Below are 25,050 nucleotides of genomic sequence, written 5' to 3'. Positions count from 1 at the left end.
AAATTGGATAAGTCATGATTAGGGGCTGTTGCCATTTTATAAATGGCAGACATAGACGAAGTGTCAACCGGACCCTAGATACTTTGTTTGTTTAAAATTTGCTGTGAAGCCTGTTCAACCTGCTGAATGACCGACTGTAATTCATCAAATCGTTGCAGGGTTTCCTGAATGAAGGCTTCATCCGCCTTGCGGCGTTCTTTACGTAAAGCAGAAACAAACTGTTCGAATCCACCGGTGACTTCCTGAAGGCGAGGAACACCCACATAACGGGTTGCCCCATATAAACGGTGCAGCACATGTTCCAGTTGAGGGAAATCTTCCATCTCAATCAACTGCTGCATTTCATCCAGTTCTGTAGGGAAACTGTCGATCAGCATTTTCAGTAGGTCGATGGCCAGATCTTCTTTATTGGCTGCCAGTTGCAGACTTTGTTGCCAGTCCAGAATATTCGGATCCAGTGCTTCAATTAGAATAGCCTTTTCAACACTTTTGGCTTTTTTAAAGCTTTCCGAGGTCCAGTGGGTCAGAATCTGAATAATCTGTTCCATTTGAATCGGTTTGGTGACGTAATCATCCATGCCGACCTGCAACAGTTTCTGCTTTTCATCGGCCAAGGCATGTGCAGTTAGAGCAATAATCGGCAAGCGTTTATGGTTCTCTAAAGTGGACTCTAGCGAGCGAATGGCGCGGGTAGTATCAATACCGGACATCACCGGCATTTGAATATCCATAAACACCACATCAAATGCCGGTAAATCCTGTTCTATACGCTGCTGAATGATTTCAATCGCTTCCTGACCACTTAAGGCCTTGGTGGTGGTGACATTGAGTTCTGCGAGCAGCGCTTCCAGAACAATCAGGTTAGGCAAGTGGTCATCAACGGCCAATACATGCAGACCTTGTCCATTAAACTCTTCATGCACATCCTGCTCGAAAACAGGCTGATTGCTGAGCAGCTGAATTAAGGCGCTACGGCTGAGTGGTTGATACAGTGGACGGGCCCGGTACTCGTTCAGCATGTTTGGATCGAGTGCCATCTGGTAGCCATACACAGCAATATTGCCATGATAGCGGCTACGGATTTCTTTTAGCAGGGCTTCACCGTCACCACTATGATCGACAATCAGCCAGGTATTTTCATCGCTTTTCGTGATTTTATTCAGCTGGCTGAACAGGTCCAGAATCGAGCTGGTCTCGACATGATGCACACCATAATTTTCCAGATAATGGCGCAAAATGTTGGCTGTGGCAGGATGGGCCAAATAGGAAACCACCTGCATCTGTTCAAAGTGCGGATGTACAATTTCAATGTCTTCATCGACCACAAACATCGCAGTAAACCAGAAGGTCGAACCTTTTTCCGTCGGTGCACGTTCCTGGTTGTCTTCAAAGCCGATTTGCCCTTGCATCAAATGCACCAGCTGTTTGGAAATGGCCAGACCGAGTCCGGTACCGCCAAACTGACGGGTCACGGAAGCATCACCTTGCGAGAAGGACTCAAACAGTTTTTTGCGGTCTGTACCACTCAGACCAATACCGCTGTCCTGCACGCTAAAGTGCAACAGGCATTGACCGATATCATCATGTTCCATGCGGGCACGAACAATAATTTCCCCATCCGGGGTAAATTTAATCGCATTGGAGATCAGGTTGGTCAGAATCTGCTTGAAGCGTAAGGCATCGCCAATCACTTCCGTTGGAATATTGTCGGCATAGTAAAATGCCATATCGATATGTTTCTGTGCCGCTAAAGGCGAGAGCATATCCATCACATCAAAAATGGCTTCTTCCAGATCAAACGGTGCAGTTTCCAGTTCCAGTTTGCCGGCATCAATCTTGGAGAAATCCAGTACATCATTGATCAGTGCAAGCAGATGGGCAGAAGATTTACGAATAGTTTGCAAATACAGGTTCTGCTCATTGCTCAAGTTGCCTTGACGCAGCAATAAGTGAATAAAACCATCAATACTGTTCAACGGAGTACGTAACTCATGACTGATATTGGCCAGAAACACCGACTTGGACTGGTTGGCTGAAATTGCCTGGTCACGTGCCTGACGATAGGTAATGTTTTGCACTTCCAGAGTATCTAAAGTACGGCGTAAGTCATCTTCAGTCTGTTCGGTATGTTCTTTCAGTTCCAGAAAGCTGAAGTGCAGGCGTTTCACCACATTGGCAATATCGCGCTGCAATAAACGCAATTCACCGGTACTGTTAATCACCATGTGCTGATCAAGGGTGTCTGCATTCAGGCGTTGTAACTGCATCCGGATTTCGTACATCGGTGCAATCCAGCGCCGTGAATAGAAATTCAGGCACAGTAAAAGCAGTAATAAAGTCAGTAGACCGGTCGCGATCAGCACAATCATGACCCGGTAATGTGCAATTTCTAAGGGCTGGTTATCCAGCTCAATCACCAGTCTGGCTGGGTTATCCGTATGTTCATTAATTTTTAAGGCATAAATATGATTGTGATTATGCAGGATTGGGCCGACAAAATCGGCTTTAGAGTCAATCGTGGGCCAGGCTTCCTGGTCTTGAAAACCAATACTTAAACGGTTTCTGCCTTGGGGGTCGATAATTGCGGCACGGATTAAATGTTTTTCATCCAGCATGACCTGCAGGGTGTTGCGGGCCTGATCATACTGCCAGGGATAGCGGTTGAGCAGATCGAATGCGGCTTCGGCGGTCAGCTGATAGCGGGTTACAATAGCAATGGCCATCTGACGTTGCTGCGCCCGTGATGCATTTGAGGTTTCGGATAAAACCAGCACTGCCCCCACACATGCCAAAACCATAATGGGGACAAAAATCATGGCGATGAGTTGTCCATAAGCATGATTTAAGTGTAGACGCTTAAATAACTTTTTATTGATATTTGACATGGTTAAAGCAGTTTATTCCCTATGCTTTGCATATTAGCATGCTTTATTTAAAACTGACTGTGCTTTAATCACTTTCAATAAAAAGCCTGCTAAATGGGTGCAGGAGGAAGCATTTTTCCATACAATAGGCGCACCTCGATATAGGTGCAAATAATGAGTAATACCACCCCTGATTTCCAAGCTGACGAATTTTTACTGGACCATTATGTAGGAAAAACTCCTCTGGTGCGTTTACAGCGTCTAGCAAGTCACACTCAAGCAACAGTATTGGCTAAACTTGAAGGAAATAATCCTGCAGGTTCGGTAAAAGACCGCCCAGCGTACAACATGATTATGCAAGCTGAAAAACGTGGTCAAATTAAGCCGGGCGATACATTGATTGAAGCGACCAGCGGAAATACAGGGATTGCCTTAGCCATGGTTGCAGCCATGCGTGGCTATAAAATGAAACTCATTATGCCTGCAGGTTCAAGTCAGGAACGCAAAGATGCCATGCGTGCTTATGGCGCTGAACTGATTGAATCTTCCAGTATGGAAGAAGCGCGTGATATGGCGCAGCAAATGCAAAAAGAGGGTAAGGGGCTGGTATTGAACCAGTTTGGTAATCCGGACAATGTTGAAGCACATTACATGACGACCGGTCCAGAAATCTGGCAACAAACCGGCGGTAAAATTACCCACTTCGTCAGTTCCATGGGAACCACGGGTACGATTATGGGGATTTCCAAATACCTAAAAGAACAAAATCCTGATATTCAAATTGTCGGTTTACAACCTTCGGAAGGTTCAAATATTGCCGGGATCCGTCGCTGGCCACAAGAATATCTGCCAACCATTTTTGATCCAAAACGCGTTGACCGCATTATGGATATTCCACAAATTGAAGCGGAAAAAACCGCGCGTCAATTGGCACGTAAAGAAGGCATCAGTGCCGGAACATCATCAGGCGGGGCGGTTTGGGCTTCCATTAAACTGGCTGAAGAAAATCCGGGTGCCGTGATTGTCTGCATCGTCTGTGACCGTGGTGACCGTTACCTGTCTACCGGGTTATTCTCTGTAGTAGACCCTGAATAATTAAAAAACTGTGAGATAAAATGCGCTTACCTGTCTTAATTTTTGATATCGAAACCCTGACCGATTTAAAGTCAGGTGCGCATTTATATCATCTGGATTTGCCCGAAGCAGATCTGGAACAGGCACTGACAAAATTGCGCCGTCAGGAATCGGGTCTGGATTTTCAGCGTTTGCCGCTGCATGAAATTGTCTGTATTTCCGGACTGTGGATTGATGAAAATGGCGCGATGAAACTGTTTTCATTTAGCCGCGAGCGATATAGCGAAGCAGAGATTTTAAAAAAATTCCTGTCCATTTTTGATAAACGTCATCCAACCCTAGTCAGCTGGAATGGTTCACAGTTTGATTTGCCAGTGATTTTATTCCGTGCCATGTATCATGGTCTGTCGGCACCAAGTTTGTTTGATCAGGGCGAAATTGATCAGCAAAAGCGCTATAATAATTACCAGAACCGTTACCATCAGCGTCATGTCGATTTAATGGATGTCATGGCCATGTTCAATGGTCGTCACTTCCAGAAGCTGGATGATGTTGCACACTTACTCGGTTTTCCGGGCAAGCGCGGTGATGGTGCTTACCATGTTCCGGAATATGTCCGTGAGCAACAGTGGTCAAAATTGACCAGCTACTGTGAAGGTGATGTGCTGAATACCTGGCTGATCTATTTGCGCTGGTTATTGCTGAAAGGTCAGTTGCTGACAGAAGATCACCGTTACTGGATTCAAACGACCATTCAGTATTTACAGCATCAACCGCAACACGCAGATTTTCTTCAGGTATGGCGTGAAACTTCACAACATACCGAATTTACCGCTACAGATTTTATTTCTCCCACACTCTAGGTATTCATGAAACATAGAACCAAGCCACGTCCAGCTCAGCATCCGATTTACACTTTCCAGGTTGAGTCTCTTTCACATGAAGGACGGGGAATCGCGCACTATGGATCACATCCCGATCACCCAAGTGACAAGCAAGGTAAAAAGGTCTTTATCAGTTATGCCTTGCCTGGAGAGACAGTCAAAGCGCAAATCACCAATGTGGTGAAACGTTTAGAAGAAGCGGATAGTCTGGAAATCCTCAGTGCACCTTCTGCTTTGCGTGTGCAACCGCCATGCCCACATTTCGGTGTCTGTGGTGGTTGTAATATGCAGCACATTCAAGAAGATGAGCAGATTCGACTTAAACAGGACGTGTTAAAATCACATCTGGAACATTTTGCCGGCATCCAACCCGAGCAATGGCTCACGCCGTTACGCTCACAACGTGCAGACTACCGTCGTAAAGCACGTATCGGGGTGCGTTATATTCCGGCTAAAGATCAGCTGGTGGTGGGTTTCCGTGAACGTCAGAGCAATAAATTGACCCCGATTGATCGCTGTATGGTACTGGATCGTGAGTTCGGTTCTATTACTGTATTGAAACAGTTACTCGAAAGTCTAACGGCCAAAGCAGCCATAGGTCATGTAGAATTGGCCATGGGAGATCATGAAATTGCCCTGGTGGTGCGTCATACTGAAAAATTGTCATCCGATGATGTCAACCGATTAAAACAGTTTGCGTTAAACAAAGAGTGGCAATTGTATTTGCAGCCTGCAGGTAGCGACAGTTTACATCGTGTCGATGATCCGACAGCTGCCATGCGTTTGCATTACACTTTAGATGAGTTTGATGTGGAATTTGGCTTTAATCCGCTTGATTTTACCCAGGTCAATTCGACCATTAACCCGCAGATGGTGAAGCTGGCATGTGATTTGCTTCAATTGCAGCAAGGTGAGCGCGTACTCGACCTGTTTTGTGGTTTGGGTAATTTTTCCTTGCCGCTGGCTCGTTGTGTCGGTGAAACCGGTCAGGTGGTCGCTGTTGAGGGGAGTGAAGAAATGGTTCGACGTGGTGCAGAAAATGCCGAGAAAAACGGTATGCGTCACGTAAAATTTTATTCACAAGATTTAACAAAAGATTTTTCGCATCATTCTTGGGCAAATCAGGGATTTGATGCATTATTGATTGATCCTCCACGCTCAGGGGCGGAGGAAATAATGTATTATGTGCCCAAATTCGGTGCAAAAAGAATCGTTTATGTATCATGTAATCCTGCCACACTGGCGCGAGACGCGGGTGTGCTGGCGAAACATGGTTATCGATTAAAAAAGGCTGGGGTAATGGATATGTTTACCCATACGGGACATGTTGAATCTATTGCCTTATTCGAAAAATACAACGAAATAAACGATCTATAATATGAAGTGTAAAAAAGTAGGAGTAGGGTATGGTCACAGTACGTGAGCAGCTTCCTGGACGTCTCAATGAGTTGTCGGAGGAAGCGACTGTAGAACATGCCGAACAAGCTCGACATGATTTGGCTGAATGGCTAAATCGGGTTCGTGGCATATTAGATGATACAGCGCTAAAACAACTCGAAGATGTAGCGCATTTAACTTTACAGAAAGAACTGCAAAGTACGGTTAACCATCGTTCCAACACCTTTTATACCGGCATTGAAATGGCCGATATTTTGGCGCATCTGCATGTCGATGAAGCGACCTTGTCTGCCGCAATGCTGTACCGTAGTGTGCGTGAAGGCGTGATGACGCTGGAAGAAGTGCAGGAACATTTTGGTGAGCAAGTCTATAGCCTGGTGCAAGGGACACTGGCGATGGGTAAGCTTTCCGAGCTGATTGAAAAGAACAAGCGTCTGGAAGATCATTTTAATAATAACCAGCGTGAACATTTAAGCGGCATTTATAAAATGCTGATTGCCGTGACTGAAGATGTTCGTGTGGTACTGATCAAGCTGGCAGAACGTACCTATGCTTTGCGTGAGCTGACCCAAGCCTCTCGTGAACGTCAGGAACGTGTTGCGCGCGAGATTCTAACCATTTACTCGCCTTTGGCGCATCGTCTGGGGATTGCCCAGCTTAAATGGGAGCTTGAAGATCTTGCTTTCCGTTATCTGGCACCAGAACGCTATAAAGAAATTGCATCGCTACTGAATGAAAAGCGCTTGGAGCGTGAACAATATATTCAGTTTGTGATTGATAAGCTGAAAACTGAATTGGGCAGCTACGGGATTGAAGCTGAAATTACCGGACGGGTGAAGCACATTTATTCGATTTATCGAAAAATGAAAAGCAAAAACTTAAGCTTTGACCAGCTGTATGATATTCGTGCGGTGCGGGTTTTAGTTAAAACTGTACCCGAATGTTATCACTCCTTGGGTATTGTGCATCAAATCTGGCGCCATATTCCGCATCAGTTTGATGATTACATTACCAACCCGAAGGCCAATGGCTACCGTTCATTGCATACTGCCGTGATTGCCGAGAACAAGTCGCTTGAAGTGCAAATCCGAACCAAGGATATGCATGAAGAAGCCGAGCTTGGAGTATGTTCGCACTTCAACTATAAAGAAGGCGCCAAAAATACCGACCATTCCTTCAATCATCGTTTGCATTCATTGCGTGCCGTACTGGAACATTATCAGGAACGTAATGATGCCAGTGCGCATAAAGTAGAGGATGAACCAGAAAATTTTGAACAAATTCAAGATTTTGAAGGCTTTGAAAAAATTTATGTGTTTAGCCGTGATGGCGATATCAAAGAGTTACCGCGTGGTTCGACTGTTTTGGATTTTGCTTATCACGTGCATACTGAAGTGGGTAACAAATGTTATGCAGCACGCGTCAACCAGCGCTATGTGCCTTTAACCTATACCTTAAAGACTGGTGAGCAGGTTGAAATCTTAACCAAGAAAGACCGTGAACCGAATCGCGACTGGCTGGTGAATTCGCTGGGTTACATTAAAACAGCCCGCGCACGGGATAAGTTACGTCACTGGTTCAGACAGCAAGATCGCAGTAAAAATCTGGAAGTGGGTCGTGAAATTCTCAACAAAGAACTTTCACGTCTGGCGATTCATCCCAAAAGTATTGATTTAAGTGACTATTGCAATCATTTCAATGTCAAATTGGGTGAAGACATTCTGATTGGTCTGGTGAATGGCGACATTAGCCTGCACGCCCTGATCAATCAGGTCAACCGTCATATGCATATCGGTCAGGACGAGCCTGAACTGGTACTCAAACCGACCTTAAATCCGCGTGCCAGTCATACCTTGTCGGCACATGGCATTTTAATTGACGGTTTGGACAATGTGGAACTGCATATTGCCCAATGTTGTCAACCGGTGCATGGCGAATCGATTGGCGGTTATATCACCCTGAATCGTGGGGTCAGTATTCATAAGGTTGCCTGTCCGGATTATGTGCGCATGATTTCCCAGGAACCTGAGCGTGCCGTTGAAGCCGATTGGGAAATGCAGCCGACCCGTGGTCAAAGCGTACAGATTGTGGTGGAAGCTTATGACCGCCGTGGTCTGCTTAAAGACCTGACCCAAGTGATTTTCTCGGATCAGATCAATATTCGTCAGGTTAATACCATTTCTGAAGCGGATGGTATTGCTAACATGAAGCTGTTGATTGAGGTTAAAGGTTTGGCCCAGTTATCACGTCTGTTGGCGCGTTTGGAGCAGCAACCAGGCATTATTAGTGCGCGTCGTTTGGTACAAGGCAATTAATCTAACGCGGCACTGATAGGGTAAAAACCAGCAACATGTGTTGCTGGTTTTTTTATGCCTGATCAGTTTTTAAAGGTTTTTTAAATAAAATATACAATGAAATCAAAACTATAAATTTAAATAATTAATATTATACAAGATACATTTTGTGTAATTTTTATTACAAATGCTATAATCCGGCAAATTAAAATAGCCTCGAGCTAAAATATTTTAGGGTATGGAAAATTAGGGCAATGCTTCAAATCAATGTGTCACAACTGTGCATAAGTCGTGCCGATGAAACCGTTGCCGCCTTAGAACAAATTCCAGCCATGCAGCGCAGACGTTTGTCTGGGATTGCCAAACTCGCTTTAAGCAGTGCTATTCAATCGCTAAATGGTGAATCGGCAGATTATATCGTCTGGACTTCGCAATATGGCGATGAACATAAGACTCTGAAAATTCTGGCCGATGTGCTGCAAGATCAAACCCCGTCACCGACCCAGTTTTCCACCTCAGTGCATAATGCCATTGCCGGTTTGTATTCCATTTTATGTCAGGATGCCACGCCCTCGACCAGTTTGGCGGCTTCGTGGAGCGAAGCGCTGATTGAAGCCTATGCTTGGTTAAAAACCACAACGCAACCAAATCCACGCGTTCTGGTGGTGTATTACGACGAGGCATTACCCGCACTTTATCAGGAAGCTGAGCCTTTTACAGCCTTTGCCATGTCGGCAATTGTTGGTCTTGACGCACCCAACCTGCAACTGGATATGCAAGTACTAGGCAATCATTGCCATAAATATAAAGATGCACTCAATTTTCATGATTTCTGGCAGCAATCTGCACAGAGTCAAGTTCACCTGCATACTCAGGCGTGGCAAACATGTTAAAACCAGATCAACTTAAACAAAAAGCCAACTACCTGTGGCGTGTGGGTGCAACCGGGTTTAGTTTTGCCAGTTTCGGCATTGGGGGCGTGGCCATTGGTGGTTTAATTGCTCCTCTGGTGAATTTATCCACCCAAAATCCAAATTTACGTCAGCAGCGCACGCAAAAAGTGATCAAGCATAGTTTCAAAGGCTTTACCGAAATGATGGTAAAACTGGGAATTATGACCTATGACATCGAGGGGCTGGAAAAATTACAGCACAGTCAGCAGGAACTGGTGATTGCCAATCATCCGACACTGGTGGATGTGGTGGTGCTGATTGGTCTGATGGAACAAGCCAATTGCGTGGTCAAGCAGGCACTCTGGTCCAACCCGTTTACCAAAGGCCCGGTACAAAATGCCGGTTATATTTTAAATGCAGGTTCTGAACAGTTTATTCATGACTGCGTTGAAAAATTAAAGCAGGATCAGGCTGCCTCTTTGCTGATTTTTCCGGAAGGAACACGGACTGCAAAAGGCGAGTTGCTGAATGAATTTCAGCGCGGCGCTGCGAATATTGCGATTCGTGCCAACGTGCCGATTCGTCCGGTGCTGATCAGCTGTACGCCTTCAACCTTAACCAAGAATGAAAAATGGTATCACGTACCTTCCAAACCGTTTCATATTCATGTGAAGGTGCTGGATGCCATTCAAGTCGATGATCTGCTGGAGGATGCAACGGTAAATCCGAAACATGTGCGTCAGCTGAATCATCAATTACACCAATTTTTTAACCAAGAGTTATCTAAAAAATGAGCAATCTTGCTGATGAATTAAAGCAAATGATTATTGATGTTCTAGCCCTTGAGGACATCAGCACAGATGATATTGAAACCGAAGCCCCTTTATTTGGCGATGGACTGGGTCTGGATTCCATTGATGCTTTGGAACTGGGCTTGGCGCTAAAAAAACGTTACAACATTCATTTGAATGCTGAATCGGCAGAAACCAAACAACATTTTAAATCAATTCAAAGTCTGGTGGCTTTGGTTGAAGCACAGCAAAAGGCATAAGAGGTCGTGATGCTAACTCAGGAACAAGTACTTGAAAAATTAAGAGAATGGATGGAAGATCTGTTTGAGATTAGCCCTGAAGATGTGCAACTGGATGCAAATTTAGCCACTGATCTGGATGTCGACAGTATTGATGCGATTGATCTGGTGGTCAAAATTAAAGAATTGACCGGTAAACAGGTCAATCCTGAAGACTTTAAAAGTGTACGCACAGTGCAGGATGTGGTGACTGTGATTCAGAACATGTCTGCTGCATGAAACTGATGTTGAAAGGGATAGTGGCAATCGGACTGATTCTCTATCCCTTTTTAGTGGGCTATAGTCTGGCCCATGGACACTATGTCTGGGTCAGCAGCCTGCTGATTGTATTGGGACTATTGCGCCTGTTTAGTAAGGGCAATGCCTTGCTGTGGCCATTAACTGGCTTTGCCATTTTATGTGGTAGTTTGAGCCTGATTTTAAAAGATCATGCCTGGCTGAAATTGTATCCGGTATTCATGAGTGTAGGGGCATGTATGATTTTTGCCTCGACTTTAATTCATCCACCGTCAATGATCGAACGTTTTGCCCGATTGGCAGAACCGGACTTACCCGAAGCAGGCGTGATTTGGACCCGTAAAGTCACCATGGTGTGGTGCGGTTTTTTTATATTGAATGCCTTGATTGCCTTGGCGACTGTGCTCTTTGCCTCTATGCAGACCTGGGTGTTATATAACGGCTTTATTTCCTATGTATTGATGGGGCTATTGCTACTAGGTGAATTTATCTTGCGTAAGCGGCAACAGCGCTTAAATCAACTTCAGGAATAAAAACAGAATATTATGTTGTGTCATTTTCAAAATCATCTTAATTCACTGAAACCGCTGTGCATTCAGCCTGATTTAAGCCAAATCCGCTTTCGGGATTTTTGGCAGGATGTGATACAACAAAGCCATGCCATTGAGTTTCTGGAACAAGAAAGTTGGGCCTTATGGGAAGCTGACAGTTACCAGTTTTTAGTGCTGCTGTTTGCGGCACTGTTGGCCAAAAAACAGGTATTGTTGCCTCCGCATCGTGTTAGCGATTTAGAAAAAGAACTGGCTGAACAGAACATTTATTTTTTACAGCGCCAGCCTGTATCTACTCCCCATAACCAGCCGATTGAACTGAATCTGGATGATGCTTTTTTAAATCAGGCACAGCTCTATTTTTATACTTCGGGTTCAACTGGTCAGCCGAAGAAAATTCCGCGCACCTTGCATCAGTTGCTCAATGAAGTGCAGGGGCTGAATGCCAGTTTTCAGTTGCCTGAACAGGCGATTGCGATTGCTACAGTGAGCCATCAGCATATTTATGGTTTGCTGTTTAAGTTGCTCTGGCCACTGGCAAGCGGTCGCTGCTTTTATCAGGCACAGCGGGCATTTCCTGAAGATGTGGCGGATATCCAGAAAAAACTAAGCACTTTCAAGATTGATAATTATGTGATTTCCAGTCCGGCCCTGTTAAAGCGCTGGACCAGTGACGTTGTATTGCAAGATTGCATCACAGTTTATTCATCCGGTGGGAAACTGGAATCCGGTATACGACCGTATCTGAACCGGCCGATTAGCGAAGTGTTTGGCAGTTCGGAAACCGGGGGGATTGCCCATCGTCAGCAGGATGATGCTTTATGGACACCCTTTGCCAATGTGGATATTCAGGCCAGTGAACAGCAGGAACTACAAGTCAGAACCAATCATGCGTTTAGTGAAGACTGGATTTTCACTGGCGATAAAGTTGAAGTGATTGACCCGGACAATTTAAAAAGTTCCTTCCGTTTGTTGGGGCGCTTAGACCGGATTGTTAAACTGGAAGAAAAACGCTTAAGTCTGGATGCCATCGAGCAGAAAATTGTTGAGCTGGATGGCATTGAGCAATGCCATGTACTAATTCTGGAACGGGAACATCGTCAGATTTTAGCCTGTGTGGCAGTATTGTCTGAGCCGGCCAGACGACAATTAAAACAAGGCACTAAAGCGCAATGTGTGGCCGCCATCAAAGCACAGTTAAAGGCCAAGCTGGAAAGCATTGCCATTCCAAGACAGTGGCGATTTTTGACACAATTACCGCAAAATGCCCAATCTAAGCTGAATAAACAATACATGAAATCCTTATTTCAACCTATGTTGTTGCCTATAGTACTGGAACAGCAAAATGAGCCAGAGCAGGTGTTCTATCGTCTGGAGTTTTCTCCTGAGCTGGAATGCTTTAAAGGGCATTTTCCAGGTCACCCGATATTCCCTGGTGTAGGGCAAATCGGTTTTATTCAGCATTTTGCCCGTCAAACCTGGGCAGACCTTGAATGGTGCAACGGTTTTGAGCAGCTCAAATTTCAGGATTTGATTCAGCCTTGTATGGTACTGCAGTTAAAAATGTCGAGAAAATTGCACAAAGTCAGTTTTGAAATCACCCATGCAGAGCAGACCTTGGCCTCTGGACGATTGTTGTTTCATACACAAAACGATCCGATTTAAAGGTAAATGTAGATGCAGCAATGTTTTGTCATTCCAGTTTATAACCATCCTCATTATATTGAGGCGTTAGTGACTCATCTGGATCAGTTTCAGTTACCAATCATTATTGTGAATGATGGCAGTGATGCAGAATGCACGGCACTTTTACATGAGATTGTTACCAAACATCCTCAAGTTGATCTGGTTGAACATACTCATAATCAGGGCAAAGGTCAGGCGGTGATGAGCGGTTTGCGCCATGCCCATAAGCTTGGTTTTAGCCATGCCTTGCAGCTCGATTCTGATGGTCAGCATGACTGGCAGGATGTGGCAAAATTCCTGCAAATCTCTCAACAATATCCGGATGCGATGATTATCGGTCAGCCCATTTTCGATGAGTCTGTGCCGAAAAAACGCCTTTATGGACGTTATGCTACCCATATCTGGGTGTGGATTAACAGCTTGTCTTTAGATATCAAGGACAGCATGTGTGGCTTCCGGGTTTATCCTCTAGCCAAGACCATTCAAGTACTAGATTCAGCAAAATTTCAGCCACGTATGGGTTTCGATAGTGAGATTCTGGTGCGTTTAAAATGGGCCAATGTGCCTTTTATTAATGTGCCGACTAAAGTGATTTATCCTGAAGATGGCATCTCGCATTTCAATGTATGGCGAGACAATCTGGGGATGAGTCAGGCGCATGTACGCCTGTTTGGCGGCATGCTGCTGCGCTTGCCCAAATTGCTGTCACAGAAAGTGAAAGGTTGATTTTGTGGCTGAGCTGAATTCAAGCAAATGGAGTGATATTCAAGAACGTGGCGGGATGATGTCACTGAACTTGGTGCTGGCTTTCTATCGTCTGGGCGGTCGCTGGCTGTGCCGTGTAGTGATGTATTTTATTATTTTGTGGTTCTGGATTTTTTCAGTCACGGCGCGTCAGGCCTCACAACGCTATTTAACCAAGTTGCATCATTTTGCAGGTTCAGATTCACCATTTAAAACTCCACCGGGTTTAACTCATAGCTATCTGCACTTAATGCAGTTTGGTGAATGTATTCTGGATAAAATTGAAGGCTGGCTGGGGAAAATCCCCGAGCAGCAATTGCAGTTGCATGGACACGAACATTTCCGCGCGCATTATCAAAAAGGTGCGGTGATTGTGGTTTCGCATTTTGGCAATATCGAGTTGCTGCGCGCGATTAAGTCGGAACATCCACAAAAAATTAATGTGCTGGTCTATCAAAAGCATGCCACTAAATTTAACCAGTTCCTGAAAAAACTGAATGATCATGCCGATGTCAATCTGGTTTCGGTGGATGAATTGGGGATTGAAACAGCCTTGATTTTGCAGGATAAACTCGATCAAGGAGAGTGGGTGATTGTGGCAGCAGACCGCGTACCGGTGCAGTCAGACCGGGTTCAATCAGTTTCATTTTTAGGTGAACAGGCGAATTGGCCGCAAGGGGCGTGGATTTTAGCCAGTCTGCTAAAAGTGCCAGTACTGGCCGTGTTTTGTTATCGGGTAGGTCATCGTTTTGAAGTACATATTCACTCCATTGCGGAAAAGCTGAATTTTCCGCGCAAAAACCGTCTGCACGCCATGCAAACGACCATCCGTGAATATGTGGCTTTACTGGAACAGCACTGTATTCGTGCGCCGTATCAATGGTTTAATTTTTATAATTTTTGGAACAAAGATTAATGCAAGTTTTAGTTATTGGGGAAACACCACTTTCAATTGAAGATGTGGTGGCTGTTGCACGTCAGGAAAAATCAGTCGCTTTACCAGCCAGTGCAGAATGGCAGGATTTGATTCAGCGCGGTGCCGATTTTCTGGATCAGTTACTGCAAGATGAAGGCGTGATTTATGGAGTGACCACCGGTTATGGTGACTCCTGTCTGGTGGAAATTCCCGCGCATCAAGTCAATGAACTGCCTTTGCATTTATCCCGTTTTCATGGCTGTGGCCTGGGTCAAAATCTGGATTTAATTACTGCTCGTGCGGTGGTGGTGACACGTCTATGTTCATTGGCACGTGGTTATTCGGGAGTTTCGCATGCGCTGCTGGAACGTCTGGTCTGGATGCTGAATGAAAATGTCATTCCGGTGATTCCATCCGAAGGTTCAGTTGGGGCCAGTGGTGATTTAACGCCATTATCTTATATCGCGGGTGCTTTGGTCGGTGAACGAGATGTTTATTACCAAGGTCAGATTGTTCCTGTCAGTGCTGTGTATGCAGAAAAAGGCATGCAGCCCTTAGTGATGCGTCCCAAAGAAGGCTTGGCACTGATGAATGGCACTGCCGTGATGACGGCAATTGCCTGCCTAAACTATAAAAAGGCCGAACAGATTAGTTTAGCCAGCACCTGTATTACCGCGCTGAATGTGTTGGCTCTCGAAGGTAATCCAAGTCATTTTGATGAAGTGCTGTTTGCACAAAAACCGCATCCGGGGCAGCAACATATTGCCGCACAATTACGTGATTGGCTAAACAGTGAAGTGCAAACCGAACATCAGAGTTCACGCTTGCAAGACCGTTATTCGCTACGCTGTGCGCCGCATATTATTGGCGTGTTTGAAGATTCTAAAGTTTGGTTACGTCAGTTTATTGAAAATGAATTGAATTCCAGTAATGACAATCCGCTGATTGATCCGGTGAACTTACGCGTGTTGCATGGTGGCCATTTCTATGGCGGCCATATTGCCCAAGCCATGGACAGCCTGAAAATCATGATCGCCAATATTGCCGATTTAATGGATCGTCAGTTGGCACAACTGGTGGACTATAAAATGAATAATGGTTTGCCGCGTAATTTAACCGGGGCGACCGATGAGCGTCTACCACTGAATCATGGCTTTAAGGCCGTACAGATTGGGGTGTCAGCATGGACAGCAGAAGCCTTGAAACAGACGCTTTCAGCATCGATTTTTTCCCGCTCGACCGAATGTCATAACCAGGACAAGGTCAGTATGGGTACTATTGCGGCACGTGATGCCAGTCGTGTGATTGTACTGACCGAACAGGTGATTGCAGCGCTGTGCTGTGCCAGTGTACAAGCCATTCATTTAAAAGGTCTGGATGGCAATTTGGCAGAAGTATTGACTGCCTTTAAAGCGTGGGTCTTGCAGACTTTTGATTATGTGGTCGAAGATCGTCCATTGCAAAATGAATTGCAGCAACTGGTCGACCGCTTGGAAAATTTAGAATTATTAAGCAGTGACCTTGTTCACTAAACAGATCAGGAAACAGACGATGCATGCCGATGTGATTATTGAAGTGCCATTTCATGATGTGGATACCATGGACGTGGTCTGGCATGGGCATTATTTGAAATATTTTGAAATTGCCCGCTGTAAGTTGCTAGACCAGTTTCATTATAACTATAAACAGATGCGTGATTCTGGCTATGCCTGGCCGGTGATTGAAAGTCATGTACGTTATGCGCATGGCATCCTGTTTGAACAGAAAATTCGGGTGCGTGCCATTTTAAAAGAATGGGAAAACCGCCTGAAAATTGAATACCAGATTTTTGATGCCCAAAGTGGAAAAAGGCTCACCAAAGGCTATACCTCACAAGTGGCGGTAGATATTGCCAGTCGGGAAATGTGTTTCCAGTCACCGCAAATTTTATTGCAGCGTTTAAACGCCTGGTCTGAGTTTAAGCCGGAGTAAAGCAAGATGATATCTCTCAATCTACAACGTGCAGCAGGATTATTACTGGCAGGACTGCTGTCTCTGCTGATGATGCTGTCGCAAGCGGTGCATGCACAAAATCCGCAGCTCAGACAAATCTTCAGCCAGCTATCCGAAACGACAACAGTACGGGCCAATTTTGAACAGCAAAAAAAGCTGGCTGCAATGAATAAAACCTTTGTTTCTAAAGGCACGGTTTTATTTTCCAAATCTCAAGGTGTGATCTGGAAAATCCAGCATCCGGTCAAAGCAGACCTGATTGTCACTCCGCGTAAACTGGTGCAAAAAACCCAGCGCACGCATAGCCAGATTGCAATTGATAAATCACCGTATGGTTCGGTTGCCACTATGTTCTTGCAGCTGATGTCGGGTAATGAAGCGGCTTTGGCCAAAAACTTCAATATTGTTTCTGCCAGTTATAGCCCGGCACAATGGAATGTGGCTTTAACGCCAAAAAGCAGCCTGTTTAAAAAGTTATTTGTTCGTGTCGACGCGCAAGGCCAGCGCTATGTCGATCGTATCGTGATTCGTGAAAAAGCCAATAATAGCACCACCATTCGCTTTAGCCAGCAAATCACTCAACCCCAAACTTTAACGGCTGAGGAAAATGCACTTTTCCAACTGGCAAAATAAATTTACGGCGCTATGGCTGATTGTACTCGGCGTGATTGCCATCGCGCTGGGTACGGCCTGGCTGAAAAAAGATATTCATATTCAAACCAATATCTTTGCCTTATTGCCGGAAGCCCATCATGATCCACGGTTGGAGCGGGCGCAGCAACATGTCAGTCAGCAGCTGAATGACAAAGTGTTTATGGTACTAAATGCCAAAGATGATGTCGCCTTAGACAAAGCCACCGCCACCTTTAAACAAAGTGTGGCCGCAACGGATTTATGGCAACCGCTACATGCACAGCTGGACAGTGAGAAGTTTGCTCAGGTGTTATATCAGCATCGTGCCGGTCTGCTGTCATCCGCAGATCAAAAGCTGCTGGAGCAACAGGATTATACCGCGCTGAACGAACAAGGCCTGTTGCAGATCATGAGTCCAGGTATGCCGGTCACAGCAGAGCTGTTACAACAAGACCCGCTCTTATTATTTCCACGTTATGCCGTGGGCTTGTCCAGTTTACAGGCGAACCCGGATATTACGCTGGAACATGGTTTTGCCACTATTCGCGATGAGCAGGGCATTTCACGACTTGTGGTGCTGGAACTGAAAAGTAGTCCCTACAATATCGATTATCAGGAAAAAACTTCCGCATGGATTGAGCAGTTAAATTTAAAGCTGAAACAGATGCAGGTTGAACCGCATTGGACTGGCACCTTGCTGTTTGCCCAGTTCGGCACCACCTCGGCGGAAAAAGAAATTTCCACCATTGGCCTGGGTTCGACCCTAGGTATTTTCCTGCTCGTACTGTTTGGTTTCCGTTCGGTTCGTCCGATGCTGACCGAAATGATTGCCGTAGGTACCGGCTGTCTGGTGGCCTTTGCCATCACCCATGCGGTGTTTGGGGAAATTCACCTGATGACTTTGGTGTTTGGTGCCAGTCTGGTCGGAGTCTGTGTCGATTTTTCTTTTTACTTTATGGCCATGCAATCACAGCATCGGCATATTGACGGTTTTGCGGTATTAAAGCCATTATTGCCCAGCCTGTTTATGGGCCTGATGACCACCTTGGTCGCTTATATTTTCTTAAGCTTTACCCCATTCCCGGGCTTTAAGCAGATTGCAGTCTTTTCAATGGTCGGGTTGGCTGCGGCATGGATCACCAGCGTTTTATTGTTGCCGAGATTGCCACCTTTAAATGCTGAACCGGCCATTCGCCATTTAAGCTTTATTGGCAAAGCACGAGGTTTTGTACAGTCGAGAAACCGTCTGCGTTATGGCCTGATCGCCTTAATTGCTGTGGTCGCCGGCAGCAGTTTGATGTTTCTGCAAAGCAATGATGATATCCGTAACTTGCAAAGTATGGATCAAAAATTAAAGCAGGAAGATCAGTACGTACGTGAACGTTTTATGCAGCAGCAAAGCAGTGAATACTTTGTGGTGCATGGCAACACGGCGCAGGAACTGGAAAAAAATGAACAGAAACTGTTAGAAAAACTGCAAGTTTTGCAGACACAAAACAAACTGGATAGTTTTCAGGCTCTCGGTCAATGGCTGCCATCCAAAGCGCAGCAACAACACAATATTCAGTTACTGCAAGCCATTCCAGCCAGTGCCTTACAGGACTATGCCGCCGCATTGCAGCTCAATCCGGCAGAGGTGTTGGCTTGGCAAAAGCAACTGGCCCAGCAGCCTCTACTCAGTCCTGCTGAAATGAGCCAACATCCTTTGGCTTTTTTACAAATGAGCCCAACCGAGCGTCTGGTGCTGCTGCAAAATGCGCATGATGTGGCTGCCTTGCAACAGCTCAATACTCCGCAGGCACAGCTATTACGTCCGGTCAATCAACTGTCCGAATTATTCCAGCAGCATCGTATACAGGCACAGTGGTTACTGGTTTCGGCTTTAATCTGTTTGATGATTGGCTTAGGCATCATTTATGGCCTGAAGTCTATTTTGCCTTTGGTGCTACCGGTCAGTCTGGCTTTAATGACCACCTTTGCGATTCAGGCCTGGCTCGGTGTGGAAATCAATTTATTCAGCATCATGGGTACTTTCCTGATTATCGGGATTGGCGTGGACTATGCCATTTTCTACCGTCACGGACATGATCATCCCCAAGTGGTGGGCATGGCCTTATTCCTATGTATGATGTCGACCTTGCTGGGTTTCGGGTTATTATCCTTTAGCCAGACTTATGCCATTCACTGTTTTGGTCTGACGGTTTTACTTGGGGTAATTTTTTCATTTATCTATGCAACATTGTTTACGTCATCCGATGCCAAACATGTTGTGCTTCAACAGTATCAGCCAAAAGAGCTGAGAGAATAAGGTACAGTGCAATGAGCACCATGCAACACACAGATGTATTAATTATCGGCGCAGGGCCATCGGGGAGTTCGGCAGCAGCATTACTGCGCCAGAAAGGCTATCAGGTCACGATCATTGAAAAACAATATTTTCCACGCTTTTCCATTGGTGAATCATTGCTGCCACAGTCGATGGTGTTTTTGGAAGAAGCAGGCTTGCTGGACACCGTGCGTGAGCATGTAGAAGAATTTGCCTTCCAGTTTAAAAATGGCGCTGCCTTTTTAAAGGGCAAGCAGCGCAGTTTTTATGATTTCCGCGAGAAATTTAGTGACGGTCCCGGCACCACCTGGCAGGTGCGCCGTGCCAATTTTGACCATTTGCTGGCACAGCAGGCAGAAAAATACGGTGCCGACATCCGTTTCGGTCATGAAGTGATTGATGTTGATGTGGCACCAGAACAGCCGATTTTAACGGTCAAAGACGAACAGCAGCAGGTCTATCAGATTCAGGGCAAATTTTTACTCGATGCCAGCGGTTTTGGCCGAATCTTGCCAAAATTTCTTGATCTGGAAAGCCCGTCTGATTTTCCGGTACGCCGCGCCGTGTTTACCCATATTGAAGATGGCATTCTGGATGACCCCGATTTTGACCGGGAAAAAATCCTGATTACGGTACATGCCAAAGATCCACGTGCCTGGTACTGGTTGATTCCATTTGCCGATGGTCGTTCATCTTTCGGGGTGGTGGCCGAACAGGATTTCTTTGAGCATTATGGCTTTGATGACAGTGCTGACTATGATTTAGATGCCTTGTTGAAACGTATTTTGGCAGATGATGAAAGCCTGTCACAGGTACTTCGCAATGCCAAATTTGATACTCCAGTACGTACCCTGGTGGGTTACTCTGCCGATGTCAAACATCTGGCAGAATGTAACTATGCTTTATTGGGCAATGCCGGCGAGTTCCTTGATCCGGTATTCTCATCTGGTGTGACTATTGCCCTGAAATCTTCAAGTCTGGCTATTCCACTGGTTGATCAGGTGCTGCAAGGTCAGCCGGTGAACTGGATGGAACAGTACGAAAAACCGCTACGTGCTGGCATTCAGGTATTCCGTGCCTATGTGGAATCCTGGTATAGCGGTGAATTTCAGGATGTGGTGTTCTCGAAGAATCAGGATGAGAAAATCCGTCGCATGGTGTCTTCGTTACTGGCCGGTTATGCCTGGGATAATAGCAACCCGATTCATAAAAATGCCAAAAAGCGTTTAAATACTTTGGCGGAATATTGCCGGGATCCAGAACCGGTTCACACTGATCTGAGTGGTGTCTGATATGCAACTGAAATGGACGGGGATGATACTGAGCACCGTGTTGCTTTGTAGTGGCTGTCAATCAATGTTGCCTAAAGCACAGGGTTTGGCAACGGCAACCTGGACTGCACAGAATTATCAGCGTCAGGATCAGTTGGAAGTGCAATGGAAAGACCAAAGCTTCAGCTTTTTACTGTATCAGCAACAAAAAGGTCAAAAGCTGGAAATGCTGGCTTTGACCTTGACCGGGCAGCAGTTATTTAAGCTCAGTTTTGATGGTCATAAAGTCCATGTCGAACAGCGCATCGAGCAAATGAAGCTGTTGCCATTTGAATTTGTAGTGCGCGATATTCTCTATGCCACTTATCCAAATTTTGCCAGCTTACAGCAGCAAAATGTCAAAATTGAAACTTCAGCTCAGACACAAAGTATTTTTATTAATCAACAGCCTGTGTTAAAAATTTTGCATCAGGATGATGCGATTGAATTGAATAATCTACAGGTCCCTTATCAAATGGTGATCAGTGCTATCAGCGAAGGCCTGACCAACACAGATGGAGAAAACCCAGATGTGCAAAGCACTGAATAAAAGAGGATGATTATGGGCAATAACATGACCACAGCACATCCTGCGGTCGGCATTCAGTTGAGTGTGGGTTTGTCTGCACTCGGCAATACGGCTGAACAGACCAAACAGGCACTCACCACACAGCAAAATACTTTGAGTTTTGTTTCAGGATTTATTCCGGAAAAACAGGTCTGGGTGGGAGCATATCCACATGCCTTGATTGAAAAAGTACCTGAGTTTTTAAATGATGTCGATTCACGTAATTTACGGTTTGCCTTAACGGCGTTAAGGTCAATTGAAGCTGAAGTGCGGGCTTATACAGCGCAATTTGACCCTAAACGTCTGGCGGTGATTCTGGGCACATCGACCTCAGGCATTGCCGACAATGAAAAGCTGCTCAAACAATATTTTGTCAATCAGGCAGATATAGAAATTCAGCATTACAAACAGGAAATGGGCAGTTTGGCCAAAGGCCTACAAATGTATTTGGGCTGGGAAGGTCCAGCATACACCATTTCAACGGCTTGTTCTTCCAGTGCTAAAGCCATGGCAGCAGGCCAGCGTTTGCTTAATGCCGATCTGGCTGATGCCGTGCTGGTCGGTGGTGTAGACACCTTATGCCAGCTAACCTTAAACGGTTTCGATAGTCTAGAAAGCCTATCCAACGCTCTGTGTCAGCCTTGTGGGGCACAGCGCGGTGGCATCAATATTGGCGAAGCGGCGGGACTGTTTTTATTGTCCAAAGAAACTGCACCAGTGATGTTGATGTCAGCGGGTGAATCCATGGATGCCTGGCATATTTCCGCACCGCATCCGGAAGGAAAAGGCGCTGCGGAAGCCATGCAAAAAGCCTTGCAGATGGCTGGAATCACGTCTGACGAGATTGGCTATTTAAATATGCACGGTACGGCAACTCCGCAGAACGATGCTATGGAAATTAAAGCGGTTCAGACGGTATTTCAAAACTATGATGTGCCGATCAGTAGCACCAAACATAAGACCGGACATTGTCTGGGCGCAGCAGGTGCAATTGAAGCGGCGATTTGCCAGCAGGTGTTAGTCGATCAGTCCTGGCTGCCTTTGCATCAAGCAGGTCCTATTGATCCTGAACTGGACCAAGCCAACTATGTGCTAAATGTGCAGTTGCAACAACCGATAGAATATGTCATGAGTAATTCTTTTGCCTTTGGGGGCAGCAATATCAGCCTAATTTTTGGAACAAAATTGAAATGATGGATGTAGTACAGTTTATCCCGCATGAACAGCCGATGGTTTTTGTCGATCATCTGATTGAAGCCAATGATGTGTTTGCGATTGCCGAACTGGTGATTCGTCCTGAACTGATGTTTTGTGAAGCTGAAGGTTTACCGACCTGGACCAGTATTGAATTGATGGCACAAACCATTAGTGCCTATGCAGGACATAAAGGTCAGATGTCAGGCTTGCCGCCAAAAATTGGCTTTTTATTGGGTACACGCAAAATGCAGTTGCCTGTGCCTTATTTTGCTTTAGGGGAAACCGTCAGGATTAAAGCAGAACAGGGCTATCTGCATGAAGGCTTAGGGCAGTTTCACTGTGAAATTGAATATCAAGAACACCGTTTTAGTGCCATGTTGAGCGTCTTTGAACCGGCAGAAATTGAAGAAAATATTAGGGATACAGTGTGAATAGAAGAATTTTAGTAACAGGTTCAAGCCGTGGAATTGGTAAAGCCATTGCCTTGCAATTGGCACAGTCAGGTTTTGATGTCACCGTGCATGCACGTTCCAGACAGCAAGAAGCCGAGCAGGTGGTAGAGGAAATCCGAGCTTTGGGACAAGCCAGCCATGCACTGTTATTTGATGTGAATGAGCGCGAAAAAACCATGCAATTGCTGGAGCAAGATGTTGCCGAACATGGCGCATTTTACGGCGTGGTACTCAATGCTGGTTTAACCCGTGATGCGGCATTTCCGGCTTTAACTGACAGTGACTGGGATGAAGTAGTTTCGACTTCACTAGATGGTTTTTATAATGTGCTCAAACCTTTGGTGATGCCGATGATTCGCCTAAAACAGGGTGGACGCATTGTGACTTTATCTTCAGTTTCAGGTTTAATGGGCAATCGGGGACAGGTCAATTACAGTGCGGCTAAAGCGGGCTTGATTGGCGCGACCAAGGCTTTGGCACTGGAACTGGCGAAAAGAAAAATTACCGTCAACTGTGTGGCACCCGGTTTAATTGAAACTGAGATGGTCACTGAAGAAGTGAAAGAACATGCCTTAAAAATGATTCCATTACAGCGCATGGGGCATGTCGATGAAGTGGCCAAAGTGGTGAAATTTTTGTGTAGCGATGATGCCAGCTATATCACCCGACAGGTGATTTCTGTCAATGGGGGCTTGATTTGATGAAACGTGTTGTAGTCACGGGCATGGCGGGAATCACCTCTTTAGGTGAAACGGCAGATCAAATTTTTGCACAATTTGAACAGGGTAAAAGCGGCATTCGCTATATGCCGGACTGGGAAGTGTACACTGACTTACGCAGCAAACTTGGTGGTCCTGTCGAGTCCTATACCATTCCCAAGCATTTTAACCGTAAAGTGACCCGCGGCATGGGTCGGGTGGCTCTGATGTCAACGGTCTGTGCTGAAAAAGCACTGGAAGATGCAGGCCTGTTAAATGACCCGATTTTAAATAGTGGTCAAACAGGTGTAGCCTTCGGTTCATCCGCAGGCAGTGTCGACGCAATTGGCGAGTTTGGCAGCATGTTGATTGACAACAACATGAATAAGCTGAATGCCACCACGTATATCCGCATGATGTCGCATACCAGTGCCGTCAACATGACCGTTTATTTTGGCTTAAAAGGCTTAACTTTGCCGACCTCCAGTGCCTGTACTTCAGGTTCCATGGCGATTGGTCAGGCTTATGAAGCGATTAAATATGGCAAGCAAAGCGTGATGCTAGCCGGGGGCGCTGAGGAACTCAGTGCCGCAGGTTCTGCGGTGTTCGATGTGCTGATGGCTACCAGTAGCCAAAATGAACATCCGGAAAAAACGCCGCGTCCATTCGATAGCAAGCGTGATGGCTTGGTGGTCGGTGAAGGTGCAGGCTGTTTGATTCTGGAAGAATATGAACATGCTAAGGCTCGCGGTGCCAAAATTTATGCAGAAATCATTGGTTATGGCAGCAACACCGATGGTCAGCATGTCACCCGTCCAGATTCGGAAATGATGGGACGCTGTATGCAACTGGCTCTGTCAGATGCGCAAATTGCAGCAGACCAGATTGACTATGTGAATGCACACGGTACATCGACTGATCAAGGGGATATTGCGGAAACTCAGGCTACAGCACGTATACTGGGTAAAAAACCGATTAGTTCTTTAAAAAGTTATTTTGGGCATACGCTCGGGGCGTGCGGAGCAATTGAGGCGTGGCTGAGTATCGAGATGATGTCACGAGATACCTTCATCCCGACTTTAAATCTGGATGAAATTGATGCGGCGTGCGGCGATCTGGATTACATCGTCAAACAATCAAGAAATATGCATACCGACGTTATTATGAGTAATAATTTTGCTTTTGGAGGGATTAATACCTCCCTGATTTTTAAACGTGTCTAACAACAACTAGAGGGTACATC

23 protein-coding genes are annotated in these 25,050 nt (G+C 45.6%); 22 read left to right on the top strand and 1 reads right to left on the bottom strand.

Features of this window, described 5'->3' with window-relative positions:
* Positions 1-74 precede the first annotated feature (74 nt).
* Positions 75-2,885, bottom strand: coding sequence for an ATP-binding protein (locus tag ACE01R_RS07780; protein ID WP_395550214.1), 2,811 nt, complete (start codon positions 2,883-2,885; stop codon positions 75-77).
* A gap of 153 nt (positions 2,886-3,038) precedes the next feature.
* Here ACE01R_RS07780 and cysM point away from each other — a divergent pair, with 153 nt between their 5' ends.
* The 22 genes from cysM to ACE01R_RS07670 all read left to right on the top strand — a co-directional run bounded on the left by cysM (position 3,039) and on the right by ACE01R_RS07670 (position 25,030).
* Entirely contained in the window at positions 3,039-3,959 is a 921-nt protein-coding gene (gene cysM, locus ACE01R_RS07775) for a cysteine synthase CysM (protein WP_395550211.1), read from the top strand.
* A 20-nt stretch (positions 3,960-3,979) separates the two neighbouring features.
* Entirely contained in the window at positions 3,980-4,801 is an 822-nt protein-coding gene (locus tag ACE01R_RS07770) for a 3'-5' exonuclease (RefSeq protein WP_395550209.1), read from the top strand.
* A 6-nt stretch (positions 4,802-4,807) separates the two neighbouring features.
* The gene (gene rlmD / locus ACE01R_RS07765) at positions 4,808-6,199 is read left to right on the top strand and encodes a 23S rRNA (uracil(1939)-C(5))-methyltransferase RlmD (RefSeq protein WP_395550207.1); all 1,392 of its coding nucleotides are present in this window, start codon (positions 4,808-4,810) and stop codon (positions 6,197-6,199) included.
* A 29-nt stretch (positions 6,200-6,228) separates the two neighbouring features.
* Entirely contained in the window at positions 6,229-8,535 is a 2,307-nt protein-coding gene (locus ACE01R_RS07760) for a RelA/SpoT family protein (RefSeq protein ID WP_395550198.1), read from the top strand.
* Positions 8,536-8,768: 233 nt separating this feature from the next.
* Positions 8,769-9,407, top strand: a complete 639-nt coding sequence (locus ACE01R_RS07755) for a beta-ketoacyl synthase chain length factor (RefSeq protein ID WP_395550197.1) — start codon at positions 8,769-8,771, stop codon at positions 9,405-9,407.
* Positions 9,392-10,201, top strand: coding sequence for a lysophospholipid acyltransferase family protein (locus ACE01R_RS07750; protein ID WP_395550196.1), 810 nt, complete (start codon positions 9,392-9,394; stop codon positions 10,199-10,201). The genes ACE01R_RS07755 and ACE01R_RS07750 overlap by 16 nt, the downstream gene beginning before the upstream one ends.
* Positions 10,198-10,458 carry a phosphopantetheine-binding protein gene (locus tag ACE01R_RS07745; RefSeq protein ID WP_395550194.1) on the top strand — a complete coding sequence of 87 codons (261 nt, stop codon included), beginning with the start codon at positions 10,198-10,200 and terminating at the stop codon, positions 10,456-10,458. The genes ACE01R_RS07750 and ACE01R_RS07745 overlap by 4 nt, the downstream gene beginning before the upstream one ends.
* A gap of 9 nt (positions 10,459-10,467) precedes the next feature.
* Positions 10,468-10,716 carry an acyl carrier protein gene (locus ACE01R_RS07740; RefSeq protein WP_092820298.1) on the top strand — a complete coding sequence of 83 codons (249 nt, stop codon included), beginning with the start codon at positions 10,468-10,470 and terminating at the stop codon, positions 10,714-10,716.
* The gene (locus ACE01R_RS07735) at positions 10,713-11,267 is read left to right on the top strand and encodes a septation protein IspZ (protein WP_395550186.1); all 555 of its coding nucleotides are present in this window, start codon (positions 10,713-10,715) and stop codon (positions 11,265-11,267) included. The genes ACE01R_RS07740 and ACE01R_RS07735 overlap by 4 nt, the downstream gene beginning before the upstream one ends.
* Before the next feature lie 12 nt (positions 11,268-11,279).
* On the top strand, positions 11,280-12,950 hold the full coding sequence (locus ACE01R_RS07730) for an AMP-binding protein (protein WP_395550180.1): 1,671 nt from the start codon (positions 11,280-11,282) through the stop codon (positions 12,948-12,950).
* A gap of 12 nt (positions 12,951-12,962) precedes the next feature.
* A complete protein-coding gene (locus ACE01R_RS07725; RefSeq protein WP_395550174.1) occupies positions 12,963-13,697 on the top strand; it encodes a glycosyltransferase family 2 protein in 735 nt (244 codons plus the stop codon).
* Between the two features lie 55 nt (positions 13,698-13,752).
* A complete protein-coding gene (locus ACE01R_RS07720) occupies positions 13,753-14,631 on the top strand; it encodes an acyltransferase (RefSeq protein WP_395550310.1) in 879 nt (292 codons plus the stop codon).
* The gene (gene hutH / locus ACE01R_RS07715; RefSeq protein ID WP_395550167.1) at positions 14,631-16,163 is read left to right on the top strand and encodes a histidine ammonia-lyase; all 1,533 of its coding nucleotides are present in this window, start codon (positions 14,631-14,633) and stop codon (positions 16,161-16,163) included. The genes ACE01R_RS07720 and hutH overlap by 1 nt, the downstream gene beginning before the upstream one ends.
* 19 nt (positions 16,164-16,182) lie before the next feature.
* On the top strand, positions 16,183-16,602 hold the full coding sequence (locus ACE01R_RS07710; protein WP_395550166.1) for an acyl-CoA thioesterase: 420 nt from the start codon (positions 16,183-16,185) through the stop codon (positions 16,600-16,602).
* Positions 16,603-16,671: 69 nt separating this feature from the next.
* Positions 16,672-17,256, top strand: a complete 585-nt coding sequence (locus tag ACE01R_RS07705) for an outer membrane lipoprotein carrier protein LolA (RefSeq protein ID WP_395550305.1) — start codon at positions 16,672-16,674, stop codon at positions 17,254-17,256.
* Positions 17,231-19,564: an MMPL family transporter gene (locus ACE01R_RS07700; protein WP_395550165.1), complete on the top strand. Its 2,334-nt coding sequence runs from the start codon at positions 17,231-17,233 to the stop codon at positions 19,562-19,564. The genes ACE01R_RS07705 and ACE01R_RS07700 overlap by 26 nt, the downstream gene beginning before the upstream one ends.
* 11 nt (positions 19,565-19,575) lie before the next feature.
* The gene (locus ACE01R_RS07695; RefSeq protein WP_395550155.1) at positions 19,576-20,874 is read left to right on the top strand and encodes an NAD(P)/FAD-dependent oxidoreductase; all 1,299 of its coding nucleotides are present in this window, start codon (positions 19,576-19,578) and stop codon (positions 20,872-20,874) included.
* Between the two features lies 1 nt (position 20,875).
* On the top strand, positions 20,876-21,442 hold the full coding sequence (locus tag ACE01R_RS07690; protein WP_395550153.1) for a DUF3261 domain-containing protein: 567 nt from the start codon (positions 20,876-20,878) through the stop codon (positions 21,440-21,442).
* A 6-nt stretch (positions 21,443-21,448) separates the two neighbouring features.
* Positions 21,449-22,654, top strand: a complete 1,206-nt coding sequence (locus ACE01R_RS07685; protein WP_395550151.1) for a beta-ketoacyl-[acyl-carrier-protein] synthase family protein — start codon at positions 21,449-21,451, stop codon at positions 22,652-22,654.
* Entirely contained in the window at positions 22,651-23,088 is a 438-nt protein-coding gene (locus tag ACE01R_RS07680; RefSeq protein WP_395550150.1) for a 3-hydroxylacyl-ACP dehydratase, read from the top strand. Before ACE01R_RS07685 ends, ACE01R_RS07680 begins: the two co-directional genes overlap by 4 nt.
* Positions 23,085-23,810, top strand: coding sequence for a 3-ketoacyl-ACP reductase FabG2 (locus ACE01R_RS07675; protein ID WP_395550149.1), 726 nt, complete (start codon positions 23,085-23,087; stop codon positions 23,808-23,810). The genes ACE01R_RS07680 and ACE01R_RS07675 overlap by 4 nt, the downstream gene beginning before the upstream one ends.
* A complete protein-coding gene (locus ACE01R_RS07670) occupies positions 23,810-25,030 on the top strand; it encodes a beta-ketoacyl-ACP synthase (protein ID WP_395550147.1) in 1,221 nt (406 codons plus the stop codon). Before ACE01R_RS07675 ends, ACE01R_RS07670 begins: the two co-directional genes overlap by 1 nt.
* The last annotated feature ends 20 nt before the right edge of the window (positions 25,031-25,050 follow it).

Origin of the sequence: Acinetobacter sp. BSP-28 (genome assembly GCF_044130285.1) — a bacterium.
In the GTDB taxonomy this organism is placed as follows: domain Bacteria; phylum Pseudomonadota; class Gammaproteobacteria; order Pseudomonadales; family Moraxellaceae; genus Acinetobacter.
This window is presented reverse-complemented; position numbering and strand designations above follow the sequence as displayed.